Source organism: Bdellovibrio sp. HM001 (assembly GCF_055397275.1).
Map to the genome: position 1 here is coordinate 1,502,978 of NZ_AP029174.1, position 17,223 is coordinate 1,520,200.

At 42.9% G+C, this 17,223-nt stretch carries 17 protein-coding genes; 14 read left to right on the forward strand and 3 right to left on the reverse strand.

From position 1 onward, the window contains the following. Positions 1-48 precede the first annotated feature (48 nt). Positions 49-1,620, forward strand: a complete 1,572-nt coding sequence (locus ACZ5ZZ_RS07185) for a DUF6311 domain-containing protein (RefSeq protein ID WP_464141979.1) — start codon at positions 49-51, stop codon at positions 1,618-1,620. Here ACZ5ZZ_RS07185 and ACZ5ZZ_RS07190 read toward each other — a convergent pair. Beyond that, complete coding sequence (locus tag ACZ5ZZ_RS07190) at positions 1,612-3,060, reverse strand: phosphohexomutase domain-containing protein (protein WP_464141982.1); 1,449 nt, start codon at positions 3,058-3,060, stop codon at positions 1,612-1,614. The genes ACZ5ZZ_RS07185 and ACZ5ZZ_RS07190 overlap by 9 nt on opposite strands. Before the next feature lie 111 nt (positions 3,061-3,171). On the opposite strand from ACZ5ZZ_RS07190, the gene ACZ5ZZ_RS07195 reads away from it, so the two are divergent. The 13 genes from ACZ5ZZ_RS07195 (at position 3,172) to ACZ5ZZ_RS07255 (ending at position 15,809) form a co-directional block, all read left to right on the forward strand. Then, positions 3,172-4,410: a glycosyltransferase family 4 protein gene (locus ACZ5ZZ_RS07195; RefSeq protein WP_464141985.1), complete on the forward strand. Its 1,239-nt coding sequence runs from the start codon at positions 3,172-3,174 to the stop codon at positions 4,408-4,410. 95 nt (positions 4,411-4,505) lie between these two features. Then, the gene (gmd, locus tag ACZ5ZZ_RS07200; RefSeq protein ID WP_464141987.1) at positions 4,506-5,471 is read left to right on the forward strand and encodes a GDP-mannose 4,6-dehydratase; all 966 of its coding nucleotides are present in this window, start codon (positions 4,506-4,508) and stop codon (positions 5,469-5,471) included. Between the two features lie 5 nt (positions 5,472-5,476). Next, positions 5,477-6,379 (forward strand): NAD-dependent epimerase/dehydratase family protein, encoded by a 903-nt coding sequence (locus ACZ5ZZ_RS07205; protein WP_464141989.1) that lies wholly within the window; start codon positions 5,477-5,479, stop codon positions 6,377-6,379. Between the two features lie 9 nt (positions 6,380-6,388). Continuing rightward, positions 6,389-7,486: a DegT/DnrJ/EryC1/StrS family aminotransferase gene (locus tag ACZ5ZZ_RS07210; RefSeq protein WP_464141992.1), complete on the forward strand. Its 1,098-nt coding sequence runs from the start codon at positions 6,389-6,391 to the stop codon at positions 7,484-7,486. A 53-nt stretch (positions 7,487-7,539) separates the two neighbouring features. Beyond that, a complete protein-coding gene (locus ACZ5ZZ_RS07215) occupies positions 7,540-8,811 on the forward strand; it encodes a glycosyltransferase family protein (RefSeq protein ID WP_464141994.1) in 1,272 nt (423 codons plus the stop codon). Further along, a complete protein-coding gene (locus ACZ5ZZ_RS07220) occupies positions 8,792-10,297 on the forward strand; it encodes a glycosyltransferase (RefSeq protein WP_464141997.1) in 1,506 nt (501 codons plus the stop codon). The genes ACZ5ZZ_RS07215 and ACZ5ZZ_RS07220 overlap by 20 nt, the downstream gene beginning before the upstream one ends. Positions 10,298-10,624: 327 nt before the next feature. Then, on the forward strand, positions 10,625-10,849 hold the full coding sequence (locus ACZ5ZZ_RS07225) for a transposase (protein ID WP_464142375.1): 225 nt from the start codon (positions 10,625-10,627) through the stop codon (positions 10,847-10,849). A 33-nt stretch (positions 10,850-10,882) separates the two neighbouring features. After that, positions 10,883-11,671, forward strand: a complete 789-nt coding sequence (locus ACZ5ZZ_RS07230) for an IS3 family transposase (protein WP_464141999.1) — start codon at positions 10,883-10,885, stop codon at positions 11,669-11,671. Between the two features lie 232 nt (positions 11,672-11,903). Next, positions 11,904-12,887, forward strand: coding sequence for a hypothetical protein (locus tag ACZ5ZZ_RS07235; protein ID WP_464142002.1), 984 nt, complete (start codon positions 11,904-11,906; stop codon positions 12,885-12,887). Between the two features lie 70 nt (positions 12,888-12,957). Further along, positions 12,958-13,692: a hypothetical protein gene (locus tag ACZ5ZZ_RS07240; RefSeq protein WP_464142004.1), complete on the forward strand. Its 735-nt coding sequence runs from the start codon at positions 12,958-12,960 to the stop codon at positions 13,690-13,692. A 246-nt stretch (positions 13,693-13,938) separates the two neighbouring features. Continuing rightward, positions 13,939-14,577 carry a class I SAM-dependent methyltransferase gene (locus ACZ5ZZ_RS07245; protein WP_464142006.1) on the forward strand — a complete coding sequence of 213 codons (639 nt, stop codon included), beginning with the start codon at positions 13,939-13,941 and terminating at the stop codon, positions 14,575-14,577. Positions 14,578-14,589: 12 nt separating this feature from the next. Next, a complete protein-coding gene (locus ACZ5ZZ_RS07250) occupies positions 14,590-15,195 on the forward strand; it encodes an HAD-IB family phosphatase (protein ID WP_464142008.1) in 606 nt (201 codons plus the stop codon). Beyond that, complete coding sequence (locus ACZ5ZZ_RS07255) at positions 15,168-15,809, forward strand: phosphocholine cytidylyltransferase family protein (RefSeq protein WP_464142010.1); 642 nt, start codon at positions 15,168-15,170, stop codon at positions 15,807-15,809. Before ACZ5ZZ_RS07250 ends, ACZ5ZZ_RS07255 begins: the two co-directional genes overlap by 28 nt. Here ACZ5ZZ_RS07255 and ACZ5ZZ_RS07260 read toward each other — a convergent pair. Then, positions 15,806-16,459, reverse strand: a complete 654-nt coding sequence (locus ACZ5ZZ_RS07260; RefSeq protein WP_464142012.1) for an acetyltransferase — start codon at positions 16,457-16,459, stop codon at positions 15,806-15,808. The two genes, ACZ5ZZ_RS07255 and ACZ5ZZ_RS07260, sit on opposite strands and share 4 nt — an antisense overlap. 4 nt (positions 16,460-16,463) lie before the next feature. Next, positions 16,464-17,222: an ABC transporter ATP-binding protein gene (locus ACZ5ZZ_RS07265; RefSeq protein ID WP_464142015.1), complete on the reverse strand. Its 759-nt coding sequence runs from the start codon at positions 17,220-17,222 to the stop codon at positions 16,464-16,466. Position 17,223: the final 1 nt, after the last annotated feature.

Here is a 17,223-nt window from a genome sequence, read left to right on the forward strand (position 1 = left end):
GTGTATATTAGATAGATCTCAAATAAGAAATTGCAAGAGGATCTTATTGTGAAGGTGTCGCTGCGTTACTTGCTTTTGTTCATCCTAAGTTTGTTGTGGTTCCATATTTTTGTCGGTGTATCTGCGCTGAACCCTTTTAATTACACTTGGCTAAGAGGGGATGGTGTTATTCATCTTTATGGCTGGCTCTTTTATCAAGGCAGTGACTGGGGTATGCCATGGACGTACTTTGACCATTTGGCGTATCCGGTGGGCGTATTAAGTGTGCAGTTGGATGTTATTCCTTTAATTGCGCTGGCAGTGAAGTCGATAACTCATGAGCCTGTACAGTATTTTGGGCTGTGGTTATTTTCATGTTTTTTCCTGATGTTGGCCTTTGGGGAAAAGATTCTGCGGGCTGTGGGGTATGAAGATATAGAAGCCTGCCTTTTTTCGAGCTTCTTCGTTTTGAGTACTCCTTTTTTAAATCGTTTTGATCATGCCTCTTTGTCGGCGCATTGGGTCTTTCTATGTCTGATTCTATGGGGAATGGTCGGTTCAAACCGGTTGAAAAATTTCTTGTTTGTTGGTCTTTTGCTTTGTTTCTTGACGGGTGTGCATCCGTATCTTTTTGCTATGGTCGGCGGAATTTTTATAGTTTGGCTGGTTACTGACAGAAGTCTTAAGTTCTATGTAAAGCTGCCGTTGACTGTTTTGCTTTTTGGGAGCGCTTTGGGTTTGTTAGCGGGATATGGGTACTTTTCTCTTAAGTCGGGTACCGGATATGGATTTGGGTCCTACAACATGGATCTGCTGGGATGGTTTAACTCTCAGGGGCGATCGTTATTTGTACCCGGATTACGATCACATGGTGGCTCATACGAGTCACTTAGCTATCTCGGATTGGGTCTCATTATCTCTATCATTGCGGGTGTGATCTGGGGACGAAAAAGTGAACAAAGATTTTCTTCTTTGTTTGTAAAAGGTTTAGTTGTGTCTTTTGTGTTGTGCCTGCTTTATTCATACATGGATAAAATTAGGTTCGGCGGCAATATCATCCTTGATTTGGAAGGTGTGCTTGCTCCGTTCAAGTCCATTACGTCAAGTCTGAGGGTGTCGGGTCGTTTTATATGGCCATTCTTCTATTTGATCATCGTTTGGTATCTGTTCAAAGTACACAATTGGTGTCCTAACAGAAAGTGGCGTAACTTGATTTTGATATTCGTTTTGGGTGTTCAGCTCGTTGAGCTTTGGCCAATGCGACGCCCTGAGGTCACTTTCTCTCCAGAAAAGCTCATGGAAATCAGACGATATTTAAAGGGTTCTGAGTTGTTGTCATTTCAGCCTGCCTATGTCGGATTTTTCGAAGACGGCACTCGCTGTTTTCCAGAAGGAGCTTATAACGAAAGTGAAGCCAGTTGGGTGCTGGTGGCAGCGGCGTTGGAAAAAGTTAAAACCTCAGCCGGATACTTCGCAAGAGCACAAGATGTTCACAAAATTCTTTGTTCTGCAGATCCAGCTCATGCGGATGTCGTCGTTTATAGTAAATCATCAGGTGCTGCTATCAAGGCTCCCAATATATCTACCGGATGTCTTGAATTGGAGAGTCTGATAATATGCAAGAGTGGCAAATCAATCTGAGGATATCATGTGAGAAATTTTCCTCAACGCCTTTTGGCTGATTTCGTCGGCACGCTGCTGAGTTGAAGCCTCGGTATAACACCGGAATTCGGGGGCATTGCCTGAAGGGCGGAAGTGAATTATTTCATTTTCTTTGGTGGTAATTCTGACACCGTCCAGGTTATTTACCGTGAGGTTTGCATCTTTGGAAACCTCGACAAGATCTTTAATGAATTCGTATGGGCTGTTTTGGACAGCTTTTAGAATTTGACTGCTTTTTTCCAAAGGACAGTTTTTTACTAAGATGCTTGAAGTAAAACGTGCGGGTAGCTCTGCTATAATTTCATGCAGCTTTCTTTTTTGAAGAGCGGCAGCTGTCAGGATCGATATGATAGGCAGAACTGAATCCCGAGTGGGGAGAGCTTCCAATGTTTTTGATTTTTTGACTTGAGTGCTGAGGATGAAACCTCCGTTGGCCTCGAAGCCAGCAACGGAGGTGTGTTTCTTGTTTAAATTGTTCAGAGCCTCAACAACATAGGGAGAACCAATTTTAGTATAGGTGATTTCTTTGAATGATGAAATTTGGGAGATGCCAGTGTTACAGCTAATAGGAAGGCCTATGGCAGCAATATTCAAGAGTTTTGCTGTTAGGATTCCCAACTTGTCTCCTTGTACTAGATTGCCAAGGTTATCAATGACCAATGGTCGATCGCCATCACCGTCAGTGCTCACAAGGGCGTCTGCATCGTGGCTTTTAATCCAGAACTTAAATTGATCCAAAGATTCAACGGCCTCTGTGTCTACAGGGATGAAGGTGTCACTTCGACCGATCTCTATAGTCGAAGCGCCTAGGTCGGTCAGAATCTTTGGTAAAATATCCCTGGCAGCAGAAGAGTGTTGATAGACGAGAACTTTCAAACCTCGAAGCGGAGAATCTGTGAAGAAGTCAGTGTACCTTTGGCTGTATACTTTATTGGCCTGTGCTGATGTGTCCAGCAAGATCACATTCTGACTTTCGTTGAAATTACCTTCCGCGTTAAAAAGATTTGAACAAAAATTATCAGATCGGAGGCTCTGATAGATCGCGAAGATGTTTTCGTCGTCTTGTTTGAGTGTTTCGCCCGTGGTTAGGTAGAACTTAACTCCATTTCGGTCGGCAGGTATGTGGCTGCCAGTTACGATCAGAGATAAAAATTTTTTAATCTGAGCAAAATTGGCAAGGGCTGGTGTTGGTAGGACACCGCAGGAGTAAATGGGGCAACCGAAGTCAAATATGGCTCTATGAGCGGCTTTCAAAATATTGGGACTGCTTTCCCTAAGATCCATCCCCGTGGCAACTGGAGTCTTGTCAGAGTTGGTGCATGCATGTTTGAGGAAGGCAGTGACCAGAAGGTACACCTCTCTGTCGGTAAATTCTGATACCAATCCTCTGACTCCGCTTGTTCCGAACTTCAACGGCATGTGCTCCCTCCAGTGGGGCGAATTTATCTAAATGTGCGGCGCTTGTCTTGTCGGGGTGCGTAGGGGTGCAAAGTGATTTGCGCTTTTCAATCAAATGCATAGAATCTCTTCATGTCAAAAAAAGTCTATCTGGACTGCACATTTACTTACCAAAGTGGACTTAACACCGGGATTCAGCGGGTTGTTAGGAACTTGATTGCGCGTGCTGCTCTGGCAAAAGAGGAGTACGGATACGAGTTTTGCCCGGTCGTATGCATTCTTAATCGATACTACAAAGTAGATGTAGAAGATGTATTAAAGGTGCGACCTACGATTGCCCAGGTTGGAAGTAAAGGAAAAGAAATATTGGCAAAATGGAAGTCCATCGGCCCCTCGTGGGTAAAGCCGATGTGGGACTGGGTAGAGTTTGCGCTACGACGTGGATTTGCTCTTGTTAAATACTTACGTCTTTTGCTGGTATCATGGCGTAACAGAAAAGAACGTGTTGTGTTTGAGAGTGGAAGTGTATTCGTGCTACTGGATGTTTTTTGGACATACGACGTAACGAAGGCCATCAAGAATTCTGATCATGGTCTCCGCAAAGTGGTTGCCGTCATATATGATTTAATCCCAATCACACACTCGCAGTTCGTTGAAGAAGTGAATTGTCGTAATTTTTCACGTGCATTGCCTCGTCTTTTTACTGTTGTTGATCAGTTTATTTGCATCTCGAGGTCAGTGGCCCAGGATCTGAGTCAGTATGCCGTTTCAAATGGACTATCTGGTCCCCGGATTGACTCCTTTCGATTGGGCAGTGACTTTGTTCCAAAGATAGGGGTTGTTGGTGGGGAGCTAGTAAAGAGTATATTTAGCGCTCAGAAGCCATGGTTGGTCGTCGGAACTATTGAACCTAGAAAGAATCACGGTTTTATTCTTGATGCGTTCGAGTTGCTTTGGGCGAGTGGGTATAAAGAATCTTTGGTTGTAGTTGGAAGAGTTGGTTGGATGTGTGAGGATATAATGTCCCGAATTAACAGCCACCCAGAGCTTGGAAAAAAAATGTTTCTTTTGCAATCTGTTTCTGATCCGGATCTGCAGTACTGCTATGCTCATGCGAAAGGTTTGATTTTTGCGTCTCATGCGGAGGGGTTTGGGCTTCCTTTGGTTGAGGCGATGGCGATGAAAATACCGGTGATTTGTAGCGACATACCAGTTTTTCGTGAGATCGGAAGTGATTATCCGAGCTACTTCTCCTTGCGGGACCCGCAAGGCCTGGCTCGGGCAATTGTTGAAAACAAAGGGGTGGGCTCAGGTAGTTTTGAGTGGCCGAATTGGGATGGATCTTTGAGAGAATTCGTCAGACATATTTAGTATTTTTCGAATTATCTCAAAAGTGCTTGATAACGATCCTTCGAAGTGTAAAGAATTTATTTCGCATTTTTGAACAAAACATAGGGAATAGTAGAATGAAACGTGCGCTTATTACAGGAATCACTGGCCAAGATGGCTCATACCTAGCAGAACTTCTTTTGTCTAAGGGTTATAAAGTATATGGATTGACTCGCCGTGCGAGTACTCAAATTACCGGAAGAATTGACCACATTTTATCTCAGGTTGAGTTGCTGCCCGGGGATTTGCTTGATCAGCCGTCGCTTATTGAAGCCGTAGAAGAGGCTAGACCTGATGAGGTTTATAATCTAGCGGCGCAGAGTTTTGTGCAGACATCTTGGAATCAGCCCGTATTGACTGCTGAGTTTACAGCGGTTGGGGTAACTAAGATGCTTGAAGCTGTCAGAAAGGCCGCACCAAAAGCACGTTTTTATCAAGCATCCTCAAGTGAGATGTTTGGTAAAGTTCAGGCAGTTCCTCAAATCGAATCGACTCCATTTTATCCTCGTTCTCCGTACGGTGTAGCAAAGCTTTATGGTCACTGGATCACAGTGAACTATCGTGAATCCTATAATATGCATGCAAGTAGCGGGATCTTGTTTAATCACGAAAGTCCACGTCGTGGAATTGAATTTGTAACGCGAAAGATTTCGTATCACGCTGCGCTTATTAAGAAAGGTCTGGCTACGGAGCTTCGACTGGGGAACCTTGATGCTAGAAGGGACTGGGGCTTTGCTGGAGACTATGTGGAAGCGATGTGGTTGATGTTGCAACAGGATCGTCCAGATGATTTTGTTGTGGCCACCAATGAGACGCATACGGTTAAGGAATTTGTGGAGCTTGCATTCGAGAGAGTTGATCTTGATTGGAAGAAATACGTAAAAATTGATGAGAGATTCATGAGACCCGCAGAGGTGGATCTTTTGATTGGAGATCCGGCTAAAGCTAAGAATGTGCTTGGCTGGGAGCCGAAAACAAGCTTCAAAGAGCTGGTAAACATGATGGTTGATTCGGATCTTAAAGTTGTAAGCTCATTGGCTTAATTGACATGCGAGTTCTCATAACCGGTGGCCACGGATTTATTGGTCGGCATTTAGCAGGGATCTTGTCTTCTCGCGGTGTGGAAGTGCTCTCACCGGAATTGGATATTACTGATGCAAATGCCGTTTCTAGCTTTGTAGAGGCCAATGAATTCGATGTTGTTGTTCATTTGGCTGCAATTAGCTCTGTGGCAAGGTGTGAGAGTGAGCCATCCCTTGCGTTTCGGGTTAACACGGAGGGAACATATTTTTTGGCCTCTGCTGTTGCAAGGAAGAGTGCGAAGATACACTTTGTTTTCCCTAGTACTGGGCAGGTTTACTCGTCTGGATTGGCTGAAAGCGGAGATCACGTTTACGTTGAAGGTGATAAAGTTACCCCTCGAAACGTATACGCTTTAAGTAAATACTTGGCTGAAGAATCGTTGCGAATCATATCTGAGAATACCGGGATGACCGTGACAGCACTCAGAGTTTTCAATCATGTGCACAAGTCTCAACGTCCGGATTTCTATTTGGCATCGGTGTACCGTCAATTAGTTATTGCAAGTGAAGATGGCTCTACCGAGGCCGAAGTTGTTGTTGGTAATATTGACATCGAAAGAGACTTTGGGGCTATCCAAGATCTTTTGATTCTGTTCGAAAAGGTGATTTTTTCTCCGCCGGTGGCGGTCGGATCAATGAATATTTTTAATCTTTCTTCAGGTGTTGGAAAAAATCTGAAGAAGTTGGCTTATGCATTGGCAGATAGAATGAAAATTAAGATCAAGTTTGTGGAGAATCCTTCTTTGAAAAGGTCAGAACCGCATCGGATCGTTGCAGGCAATGATAAGTTAATGAAGGCCTATGGGTGGGCGCCGGTACGTGCTTCAGATGAGGCAAGTCTGGTTGATGCTTTTTTAGAGAGTTTGTAGAGGAATAATATGAAGATACCAGTGGCAAAACCAGCATTAATTGGTAAAGAGCGTGAATATGTTTTAGACTGCATCGATACTGAGTGGATCTCGTCTAATGGCAAATACATTGCTAAGTTTGAAGAGTCGTTTTGTAAATATATTGATGTTAAGCACTCGCTGACATGTTCGAATGGAACAGTGGCTTTGCATTTGCCATTGTTGGCGATGGGGATTGGGCCTGGGGATGAGGTAATTGTTCCCACGCTTACCTACATTGCAACAGCAAATGCTGTAAAGTATGTCGGTGCGGAGCTCGTCTTGGCAGATAGTGATTTGAATAGTTGGAACATTACTGCTGATTTAATTAGACCAAAGATCACAAGTAAGACAAAAGCTATAATCATTGTCCATCTCTATGGTCTTCCAGTGGATATGGATCCAATTATGAAATTGGCCGAAGAGTTCGGTCTATATGTAATCGAAGATTGTGCTGAGTCACTTGGGGCTACCTATAAAGGCAGACAGACTGGCTCCATCGGCCATGTTGGGACTTTTAGTTTCTTCGGTAACAAAACTATCACTACCGGCGAAGGTGGAATGGTTACAACGAATGACGATAAGTTGGCTGCTCAGATGAGGCTGCTAAAAGGGCAGGGAATGGACCCTAATCGTCGGTACTGGCATCCTATTGTCGGTTATAACTATCGAATGACAAATATTCAGGCGGCAATCGGTCTAGCGCAATTGGAGCAAGTGCAATGGCATTTGGATCAGCGTACGCGAATTGCGAAGACATATGATAGATTGATTTCGGATTCTGGTATCTCTGTTCGTACACAAGCTTGTAATGAATTTTCGACGCATTCATATTGGATGTATACGGTAGTTCTCGATAATGGAGGCGCCGAGCGCCGCGACAAGGTGATGCAGCTAATGGCGGAGTTGGGAGTGGAAACTAGGCCTGTGTTTTATAATATGCATGTAATGCCGCCACATCGACAGGATTGCGTATTTAAGAACGCTGAGTTGATTTCTTGTTTGGGTATTAACCTGCCAACGTTCTCGCAACTAACGGATGAGCAAGTGGCCTATGTAGTCAGTGCACTTAAGAAATCTGTTGGTTAATGGTAAACGATTGTAAGGCTCGTAATGTTTTGCGTATTTGATTGGAGCATTAATTGAAGATTGGATTATTTCTTCCTGTTTATTATGAGGGTGGTTCGTTTCGAATTGCGAAGATTTACGCTAAATTACTCAAAAACTACTCCGACAAGTTCGGTCTGAATCTTCAAATTGTATTCGGAAATACTGATAGCAGATACGACCTCGATACGGACCTCGGGGATTTGGTTGATATGGGTATTGAGATTCGCCATTTGGAAATGAAAAGGTTTACTGCTCAAGAGGGGCTGGAGTATTGTGAACTCCTTGGGTTAAAGAAAGAGAACCTTCGAAGCTATAAGGGTGACTATGTAGTTCCTTTTGACGGAGGAAACGGTTATTTGGATTGTGATTTCTGGCTGTTTATGGTGGATAGGTTAGATGGTGCTGTTCTGCCTTTTAGGGCCTTCGGCATATTTGCGACCGACTTTATTCAGAGATATATTCCAGATATTTTTGACAGCGGGCTGTATGCTAATCCGATTTTTTTAAACACTATTTATCGTAACTTCCGTAATGCTGATGTAGCCTTCGCTAGTAGTCCTGGTACTGCTGAAGATTTGTTGTCATATGTTGGTAGGAAAAAAGAAATTACTCTCCTTGATCCTTTGTATGATGATTCCTTCATTGAAAAGTTTGTCAGCGGACCACGTGAGCCTCAGGGGGACTACTTTGTATGGGTAACGAATGGATCAATTCACAAAAACCACATTAGAGCTGTGAAGGCGCTGGAATTATATTACAGCAAATTTGGTGGTAAATTGAAATGTGTCATGACTGGTGTTCATACTCACTTTTTTGATCCTGAGATAGATCGCGGGATCTATAATCAGATGCATCCATATCACAGATTAGTTAATGATGCGATTGCTCGATCTGAAAATGTTCGGAAAAACCTTCTAATTAAGGGAAATGTTTCAGATAGAGAGTACCAAGAGGTTGTGAGTGGTGCGAGATTTTTGTGGCATAATGTGATTACGGACAACGGTACGTTTAGTGTAATTGAGGCCGCTCGCATGGGTGTTAGAGCGCTGAGCTCGCGTTATCCACAGCAAGAGCATATTGATAGAAGCTTCTCTTTAAATATGAAGTTTTTTGATCCTTTTGATATCAAGGATGCAGCTGCGGCCCTATCCGATATGGAAAAAGATCTGACACCTTATGTTCCACCTTTCGAGAAATTAAAAAACTATAGTTATCATGGTGCCTGCGAAGTCGTGGGTGCCAAAGTGTATTCTTCAATTCTTAAATCAATTCAGTTGAGAGACTATGCAGACTTTATCCCCTAAAAAGAAAGAAAAAAATACTAAGGTTGGTATATGGATTGAGACTCCAGGAAGTTCCTTTACGGTTGGCGAAGGTATCGTGCGAGTGATTGGCAAGGTCGTGCCTTTCTGGCTTAGTGAAGGTAAGGAAGTCTGTGTAGTTGCCTCCAAAGGGTGTGAGCTTGCTTTAAAAAATGTCATTCGAGATTTAGGCGGTGATGCTAATCTATTGAAGTTTAGAACTGTAAAAGAAAAAACATTGTTTCAAAGAATTATCGGTAGAGGGAAGAGAACGCAGGAGGCTAGAAAAGCTAACATGATCTCTTTCTTTGTGGATACTGCGAAGATTTACTACTCGTTGGCAAAGTATGTTGTCTTTCGTTATCGCGGTGTCCGCAATTATCCAAGACCAGAATTTGGATTAGTCTTAAAAAGAAGTTTAAAATGTGGTCTTTATTGTCTTGGGATTGGACCTGTTTTTCTTCAATTATATCTATATAGACGAATAGAGAACTCTTTTCTCTGTGCATATGATTATAAGAAGAAGATGCTATCTAAGGCTTTGCGTCAGAATGTAGATGTTTGGTATGTGCCTCGGCCCGATTGGCATTTGGCCGCTGAGCTGGGGCCTCGAAAAGTTTGGTGTTTTTGGGATTACATTCCTCTTGAGGCGCCCCTGTTTTTTTCAGTTGACTCTGGTCTTGAATCATTACGTAGAGCGGTGGGAAGGGGTGGCGAAGTTGTCACGATGTCGAACTATGTCAAGGATAATCATTGCGCGAAGGCTCTTGGAATCCCTCTGGAGAGTATTCGAGTTAAACAGCCCCCATTCCATCTTGGGCTAACGAGAATTGATCGAAGCCTTGCGTTACAGAATATTCATGAATATCTGAAGGATAGCTTTTTAGGCGGAAGATATAATGATCTATCAATTCGATATTTGGTAGATTTTCCATTTGGGGATGTTGATTTTATTTTCTTCCCATCACAGCTTCGTGAATATAAGAACTTTAACAACGTAGTTTTAGCTGTCGAAAATATTATTCGTAGAAGTAGACGTCCGGTTAAGCTTATAACAACTGGAAGTTTTGACTCGGTTGGAGTGCAAAAGGTACACAAGTATATTGTCGATAGAGGGTTGGTGTTTGATATTCTGAGTATCCCAAATATTCCCTCCAATGTTCTTTATAGTTTTATGACTTTGGCTAAGGTAACTATTTGTCCTTCCTTTTGCGAAGGTGGGTTTCCATTGTCATTTATGGAGAGTGTTAGTTTAGAGACTCCAACTGTTGTAGCTCGAATGCCAAATATAAAAGAGTTTTGCGATTGGGATATTTTAGAGAATCGTGAATTTACATTCGATCCAAGCTCAATAGATGATATGAGTAGGGCAATACTTTTTGCCATGAGTGAGACGGATAAAGTGTTGAATGTGCAGAAAAAGATTATTTCTGCAAAGTTCAACTACACGTGGCAGGATTATGCCTCATTTGTATTGGGTCAAGCATAAGACCTGGTGATTTTATGGGGCGGAGAAGATGAGCGGAAGATGTCATATGTGCCCGGGCGGACACTATGAGTGTTTTAGTTGAGTCTATTTTCGCGAATGATGAATTACAAATTGAGATTGTCTGGTGCCAGATTTAAATTACTAGCTCCCGGCGCTGACAAACTAATGGAGATCTGATGAGTAGTTTTGGTAGTATAGTAGAGCGCTTAAGACAAAACTGAGGTTCCCCCAACAAACTAGGAAGCTTGATAAATGAGTCTCTCTGTGTCAAAAGAACAAAGGAGAGTCTATGAAGAAGCGATTTGCCGAAGAACAAATCATTAAGCCCTGAAGCGCTGGGAAACCGGCGAAAAGCCAAAGGACCTGTGTCGCGAGCTAAGCGTGCACGAGCAGATACTGTACAACTGTAAATCTAAGTTCGGCAGAATGGAAGTTTCCGAAGCCAAAAGACTCAAAGAACTGGAGCAAGAAAACATGCGACTGAAAAAACTCGTCGCGGATCTATCGCTCGATAATCAGATCTTGAAAGAAGTGAATTCAAAAAAGTGGTAGGGCTCAAAGCCAAGCGAACTGCAGCAACGGTTTTTGTTGATCAGTTCAAAGTTTCAAAGGCAAGAGCCTGCCGCGTTTTGGGGCCTGAATCGATCCACTTTTGGCTATGAGAGCACGCAGCAGGACGACTCTGCACTGCGAGAGCGTATGCTTGAGTTGACCGCTAAACATCGTCGTTATGGCTCTCCACGGCTTCATTGGCATTTGCTCAAAGAAGGATTGGTTAAGAATCACAAGCGTACAGAGCGAATCTATGCGCTTTTGGGATTACAGCTTAAAAACCGTAAGAAAGAGAAAATGGGATCTGTATTGAGATTTCCAAGCCCCAAAGCAATTGCCCCGAACGAAGTTTGGTCGATGGATTTCGTCAGTGACAGAATTGAATCAGGACGACGAATTCGTTGCTTTACCCTGGTGGATGACTTCACCAAACAAAGTCCAGGCTTCCTCGTTGAGACCTCAATTTCTGGAAATCGGATCACAAGATATTTAGACAGCCTCGGAGTTTTGGCAAAACGCCTTCGCTGCGACTATGGGCCAGACTTTCAATCCAAGGCGTTGCTTGAGTGGGCGTGCCTTCGTGGTGTTGGGGTTGAGTTTATTGAGCCCGGGAAGCCAATTCAAAACGCATTTATCGAATCCTTCAATGGTCGTTTCAGAGATGAATGCTTGAATGATCATGCCTTTATGAACATCGACCATGCTCGCTTCGTCTTTGTAAGGTGGAGAAAAGAATACAACGAAGAACGTCCACATAGTGGAGCTGGAATGAAAACACCGAAACAATTTGCACAGGAAATGCAGGCTATGTTACCTGCATAACACATCGAGACTCAAAAATCCCTCTTCCAGATAAAGGGGGAACCTCAGTTACTTGCAAGTGTCTTCGGTTGGTTTGAGTTTTTACCAAAGGCTTTACTATGCGAACCCGTGACTCTGATTCGGCGAGTCGTTATTCATTGTTCTACAGGATTGTCTATGAGGTAGGTGATAGGTATTCTCTTTTATTAAGAATCCCAAATAAGAGTATTGGAAGAGTGTTAATGTGTTGAGTGTGAGCGAATACGAATTTGTTCTTGTTGGAGAAGATAGCGAATATGTTCTGGGGCCGCTCTTTCGTTATCTAAAGAATGCTGGATATAAGGTATTCGAGTTGGATTTTGCCGTAACTGATCTGCAGGCATTTATGGTTCAACGAGATGTTAGTAAAAAATTGATATTTGTATCTAGTGCGCACCCTATATTGAGTCGATCACTTGCCGAAAAGTATCTGCCTGCGTTTTTTGAGAAGTATGGGGCATATGTTGGAACTATGGAGTTAATTAGGACCTTGCGTCCATTTTTAACCTGTTTTATACCGCACGACTTGAGCAGCCCATGGAGTGAAGGAGGATTGAATGAGCAAGTATATGCTCCAATATTCGATCTTTATTGCAATCCATTTAACGAATATAGTGAATACTCTGGCTATACGAAGGTTGTTGATACAGGTTGGATTAAAGTCAGTGCAGGGATGACGTCTTCGTTAGGTTATAAACCCAATAAGCGATGTTTAATGGTTTCTATGGTTGAGTATCTCCGCTGGAGATTTGGAGAGAGAGGGGTCTTTGAATTCTTTGCTCCTTTATTGACGCCGGATACTTCAGTAAAGTTCCCACGGTGGAATGGTATGGATCGTTTGGAGAGGTTATTTAAGGAGAATAGTCCATCGCAAATAATTTCTTGTGAGGAGAATTCGACCGAAGTTATTTTAAATCATGAATATATTATTTCCTGTGGTACATCCTCTGTTATGAAGGAGGCAATTCTGCTTGGCCGACCCGTGGTAGCGCTTCTTAGCCACGAAGGGGTTGGAAATATCGAAAAACTTCGAGAAGATTTGTTGAGGATTGGTGAATTGAACATTGTTGACTATTCGAGTCCGCGTGAAATTAAGGACTCGGATGTCGTTATTCGACCCAAAAGCTCTAACATTAAGGCATTTGACTTTAACTTGTTTATGAGTGTGCTGGAAAGCTCAGCTTCCCATGCCAGTTGATTGGATTTGTATGTTAAATCGTTTTATAAAGAGGATCGGGGCGCCGTTCATGAGGTGGTACGAGTGGAAGATGGAGACTCTTTTGCAGCGTGCCTTTGGCGGTGTGTTTGTTGCCCAGCAGGAACATCTGAATCAGTTAATTAAGAAAGTGTCAGATGATGCTAATTTAGATAGGCAGTATTTAGAGACTGTTTTTCGAAGGGCATATCTTTTGAGTGTGACTTCAGGAGTTGCTGAGTTGTTGGCCCCTGAGCATCGTAGGCAACTTGTTAGGGTTCTGAGGAGTAGATGTGAAAGTAAGGATGTATACTTCTATGGTGCAAAGGCTGATTTAGATTTTTTGGTCAGGTCCTTGCCGGATTTTTATTTTGAGAGGTTGGATAAGAATGCATTTGATGATGTTGATCCTGGGCTAGTCGCAAAACGTGGTGCCTTGATCGTTGCCGACTCTTTTCTTTCCACCCAATTTATGTGGCGACCAGGAATAGGGAGATCATTAGGTGCATTCACAAAAGATTTGATGGTGTTATTTATGGAGCCGGTAAGTCACGGCTCTGTTAATCAATTTGCACACAATGGATTTGTTATTCAAAGTGGGGATCTTGAGAGAACTCGTCGAAATCTTCATTCGTGCGGATTTTATCAAGTCTTGTCTCCTTTTAAAATTAGTGATGTGCCGAGGAAGGATGAGTTGAGCCAAGCGCTGGATGGTTTTGGTAACTACACTATTGTGGATTGTACAATTGGTGGCGTTGCGGATGATTTAGGGCCTTTTGTTGTGGCTTCACGACTTTCGTTTGGATAGATCCTTGCGCTGGATAGGTAGATGTATCTTGAGAATGGGTATTGGCATACTCCGCTTTTAGAAGGCCGCATTTTTTAAAGGTGCAAAATTATCAGAGACGATTTTCGATATGTCATTTTGGAAATCTCTTTGTGGCTAATGCCGGACTTATTAAGAAGTCCGGCATTATGAATAAGTATGCTCTTGTTATAATGTAAAAATATAGTGATGTTTTGTGGGCATATAACTTTATCAACGGTGGGTCATGTGACAGTGAATAAATCAAAAATTGATACCTTTTGGAAGTCTAGAGAAAAAATTGATGATGCTAGAATTGCGACAAACTATCGAGATGACGGTAGGTTGGAGTTTGATGTTGCTCTTGTAAGAAAATATCATCGAGAAGGTGGATCTTTGCTTGATTTAGGCTGCGGGACTGGCACATTGGCTAGAGAACTACTTCAGTCGTCTAGTTATATCAAAGGTGTAGATAAGTACCCGGGTTTTCTGGAAAAGTGTCCGCGTGAGGATAAATTTGAAGTTGTCGAGTCGGATATTCTCCATTTTGTAGACAAAAATAAGACGTACGACACGATAATTATCTTTGGAGTTGTTAACTTTATTTCGGACCTGGAGGAAGTGGATCTATATCGCAAGTGTCTGGCTTTGCTTAAGGATGACGGTGTTTTGATTGTAAAGAATCAGTGTGGTGTAAAGTCTGAAGTGATAGTTGATTCATACTCTCAGGAGCTTGGTACTGACTACTATGCAAGATATCCTTGGTTCGAAAGGCAGTTGGGTCATTTGTCGGAGCATTTCAATACTGAGTTGGTAGATATCTATCCACCTGCGATGAATAGGTGGGATAATACGCATTTTTATGCGTTCGTCGCGCGCCCTAAATAAGGTTTTACCAAGATGTCCAGTTCTCCTTTTGTTTTCCTATTTGATTTTGATGGCACGCTTACCAGGCAGGAGTTATTGCCTGAAATTGGTAAGCGTCTTGGGCCTGTTAAACAAAAACAGATATCAGAACTCACAACGGCTGCTATTCGGGGTAATGTTCCTTATCATGAGAATCTTCGCAGGAGAATAGATGTTCTTAAGGAAGTTCCAATTAGTGAAGTTCGAGATATCGTAAATTCCGTACCACTAAATGAAGAGTTAATGCAATTCGTTGTGGAGAATTCTAGTCGATGTAGGGTTGTCACTGCGAATCTGGATGTTTGGGTTGCGAGCTATTTGGATCGCCTTGGAGTTCGCTATTATACATCTAATGCAGTTGAAAAAGATGATAGAATTGTTGAGCTTAGGAATATTCTAGAAAAGAAGGATATCGCAAGTAATTATGATAATGTGGTTGCGGTCGGTGATGGTCATAACGATGCCGGGATGCTTGAGGTCGCCGAGATCGGTATTGCCTGTGGTTTGGTTCATCGACCAGCGAGTTCTCTTTTTCAGGTAGCCACACACGTCACTTATTCGGAGAAAGCATTATGCAGGATGTTACGTCAGTTGTTGTAAGTTGTGCGGGTATGGGGACACGCCTTGGAATGGGTATTCCAAAATCGCTTATTCAGATTGCCGGACGCCCTTTAATACATTGGCAGCTAGAGTTACTGAAAGATGTTGAGGATGTCAGAGTTGTCGTAGGTTATCGCGCGGAGGATGTAATCTCTGCCGTACGCGAAGTTCGAAGTGATGTGATGTTTGTATTAAACAATCAGTATTCAAGTACTCAGACTGGTTATAGTTTCGCTCTTGGCGCCAGATATTCCAAGGAGTACGTCCTTTCTTTGGATGGTGATCTGCTTGTGCATCCAGAAGATTGGAATCGTGTGTTGAGTCAACCTGGGGAGCTTGTTGGTGTTTGTCCGCCATCGACGGAGCAACCCGTATGTGTTGAATTAGACATCTCTGGAAGAGTCGTCGGGTTTACTCGGGAGAAAACAAGCCATGAGTGGACTGGCCTCCTGAAGATTAAGGGTAGCAGAGTAAAGCTAAGAAACTCGTATGTGTATGAGTTAGTGCAAGACTACTTACCTTTCAGCAAAATTGATGTCAGATGTTGCGAAATCGATACTCCAGGTGACTATGATAAGGCGGAGGATTGGGTGGCGAAGTATCTGGTATCTTAAAGATATTTGTCTCCAGCCTTTCTTGGTTTTAATAGTCGTGCAGGGGTGCCAACATATGTTCCGTTTCCGTCAATGTTTCCAATAACGGTTGCTCCTGCTCCTATTACGGAATTCTCCCCAATTCGAACTCCGTGAATAACTGATGCCCCGATGGAAATCGCACTGTATTTAGATACGTGACAGCTTCCCCCTAGCACGGCGTTCGGAGCCACAGAAGCAAAGTCCTCAATTGTGCAGTCATGATCAATGCTGGAATTCGTATTTACTATAACGTGACGGCCAATTTTGCTGTCTGAATTTACCGATGTATGAGCCATCAGGCAGGTGCCCTCTTCTATTGTTACATTCTTGGCAATTTGGGCACTTGGATGTATGGCTGTAATGAACCTGAATTCAGGGATCTTTGAAAGAATTTTTTCTACGATTTTTGCACGAGTAAAATTGTCGCCGATAGCGACGAAGCCTGTTTTTGAGATTGGGTTGGCAAAAAAATCCTCTTCAGAAATAATAGAGTACTCATAAAGATGAGTGCGCTGAGGCTTATAGTCCACCAAAGCGCCTATTTGATGGCGGCCTTGTTTTTCAATAATATCTATCAGGACTTTTGCATGTCCACCTGAACCAAATACTACAATCTTGTTGTTCGTCATAAAATCACTTCTTAATAGAGTCCAGATATCGTTTGATTGCTTCAGCCGGAGGTCCGTCGAAAGCCACTTGACCTTTTTCCATCAGAAGACATCTGGTGCAGGTTGTTTTGATTAGGTTTAAATCGTGAGAGACAATGACCATCACCTTGGCCTTGTTGATAAGATCATCAATTCTCTTTTTGGCTTTGTCGATGAAGGAGGCATCTCCGGCGGCCAGCATCTCGTCAAAGACCAGAATTTCTGGCTTGATAATTGTGGCAATAGAGAACGCCAATCGCACCGCCATGCCGGATGAGTAATACTTTATCGGAGTGTCTATGAATGTGCCGAGATCCGCAAAGTCAATGATTTCTTGCTCGTGCTGGCGAACTTCATCTTTGGTGAAACCTAACATATAAGAGTTAAGATATATGTTCTCTCGACCCGTAAACTCAGGATCAAATCCGGCGCCAATTTCGATTAGGGGTTGAATATTTCCATTGACGATAATTTCACCTGCTGTGGGCTTTAATATCCCAGAAATAACCTTTAATAAGGTGCTTTTGCCTGCTCCGTTGAGTCCTATAATGCCAACGCGCTCCCCGAGGCTGATTGTGGCGTTGACACCGCAGAGAGCATTAAGCTGTGCTTTCTTTCGGGGAACGTATTGACGTTTGGTCAAAAAATTAATGACCGCCTCTTTGAGGGAGTTCGTACGGTCATAGTGCAGATCGTATGTAAGGGACACGTTTTTTAGAATAATGGATGTTTGGTCTGAACTCATA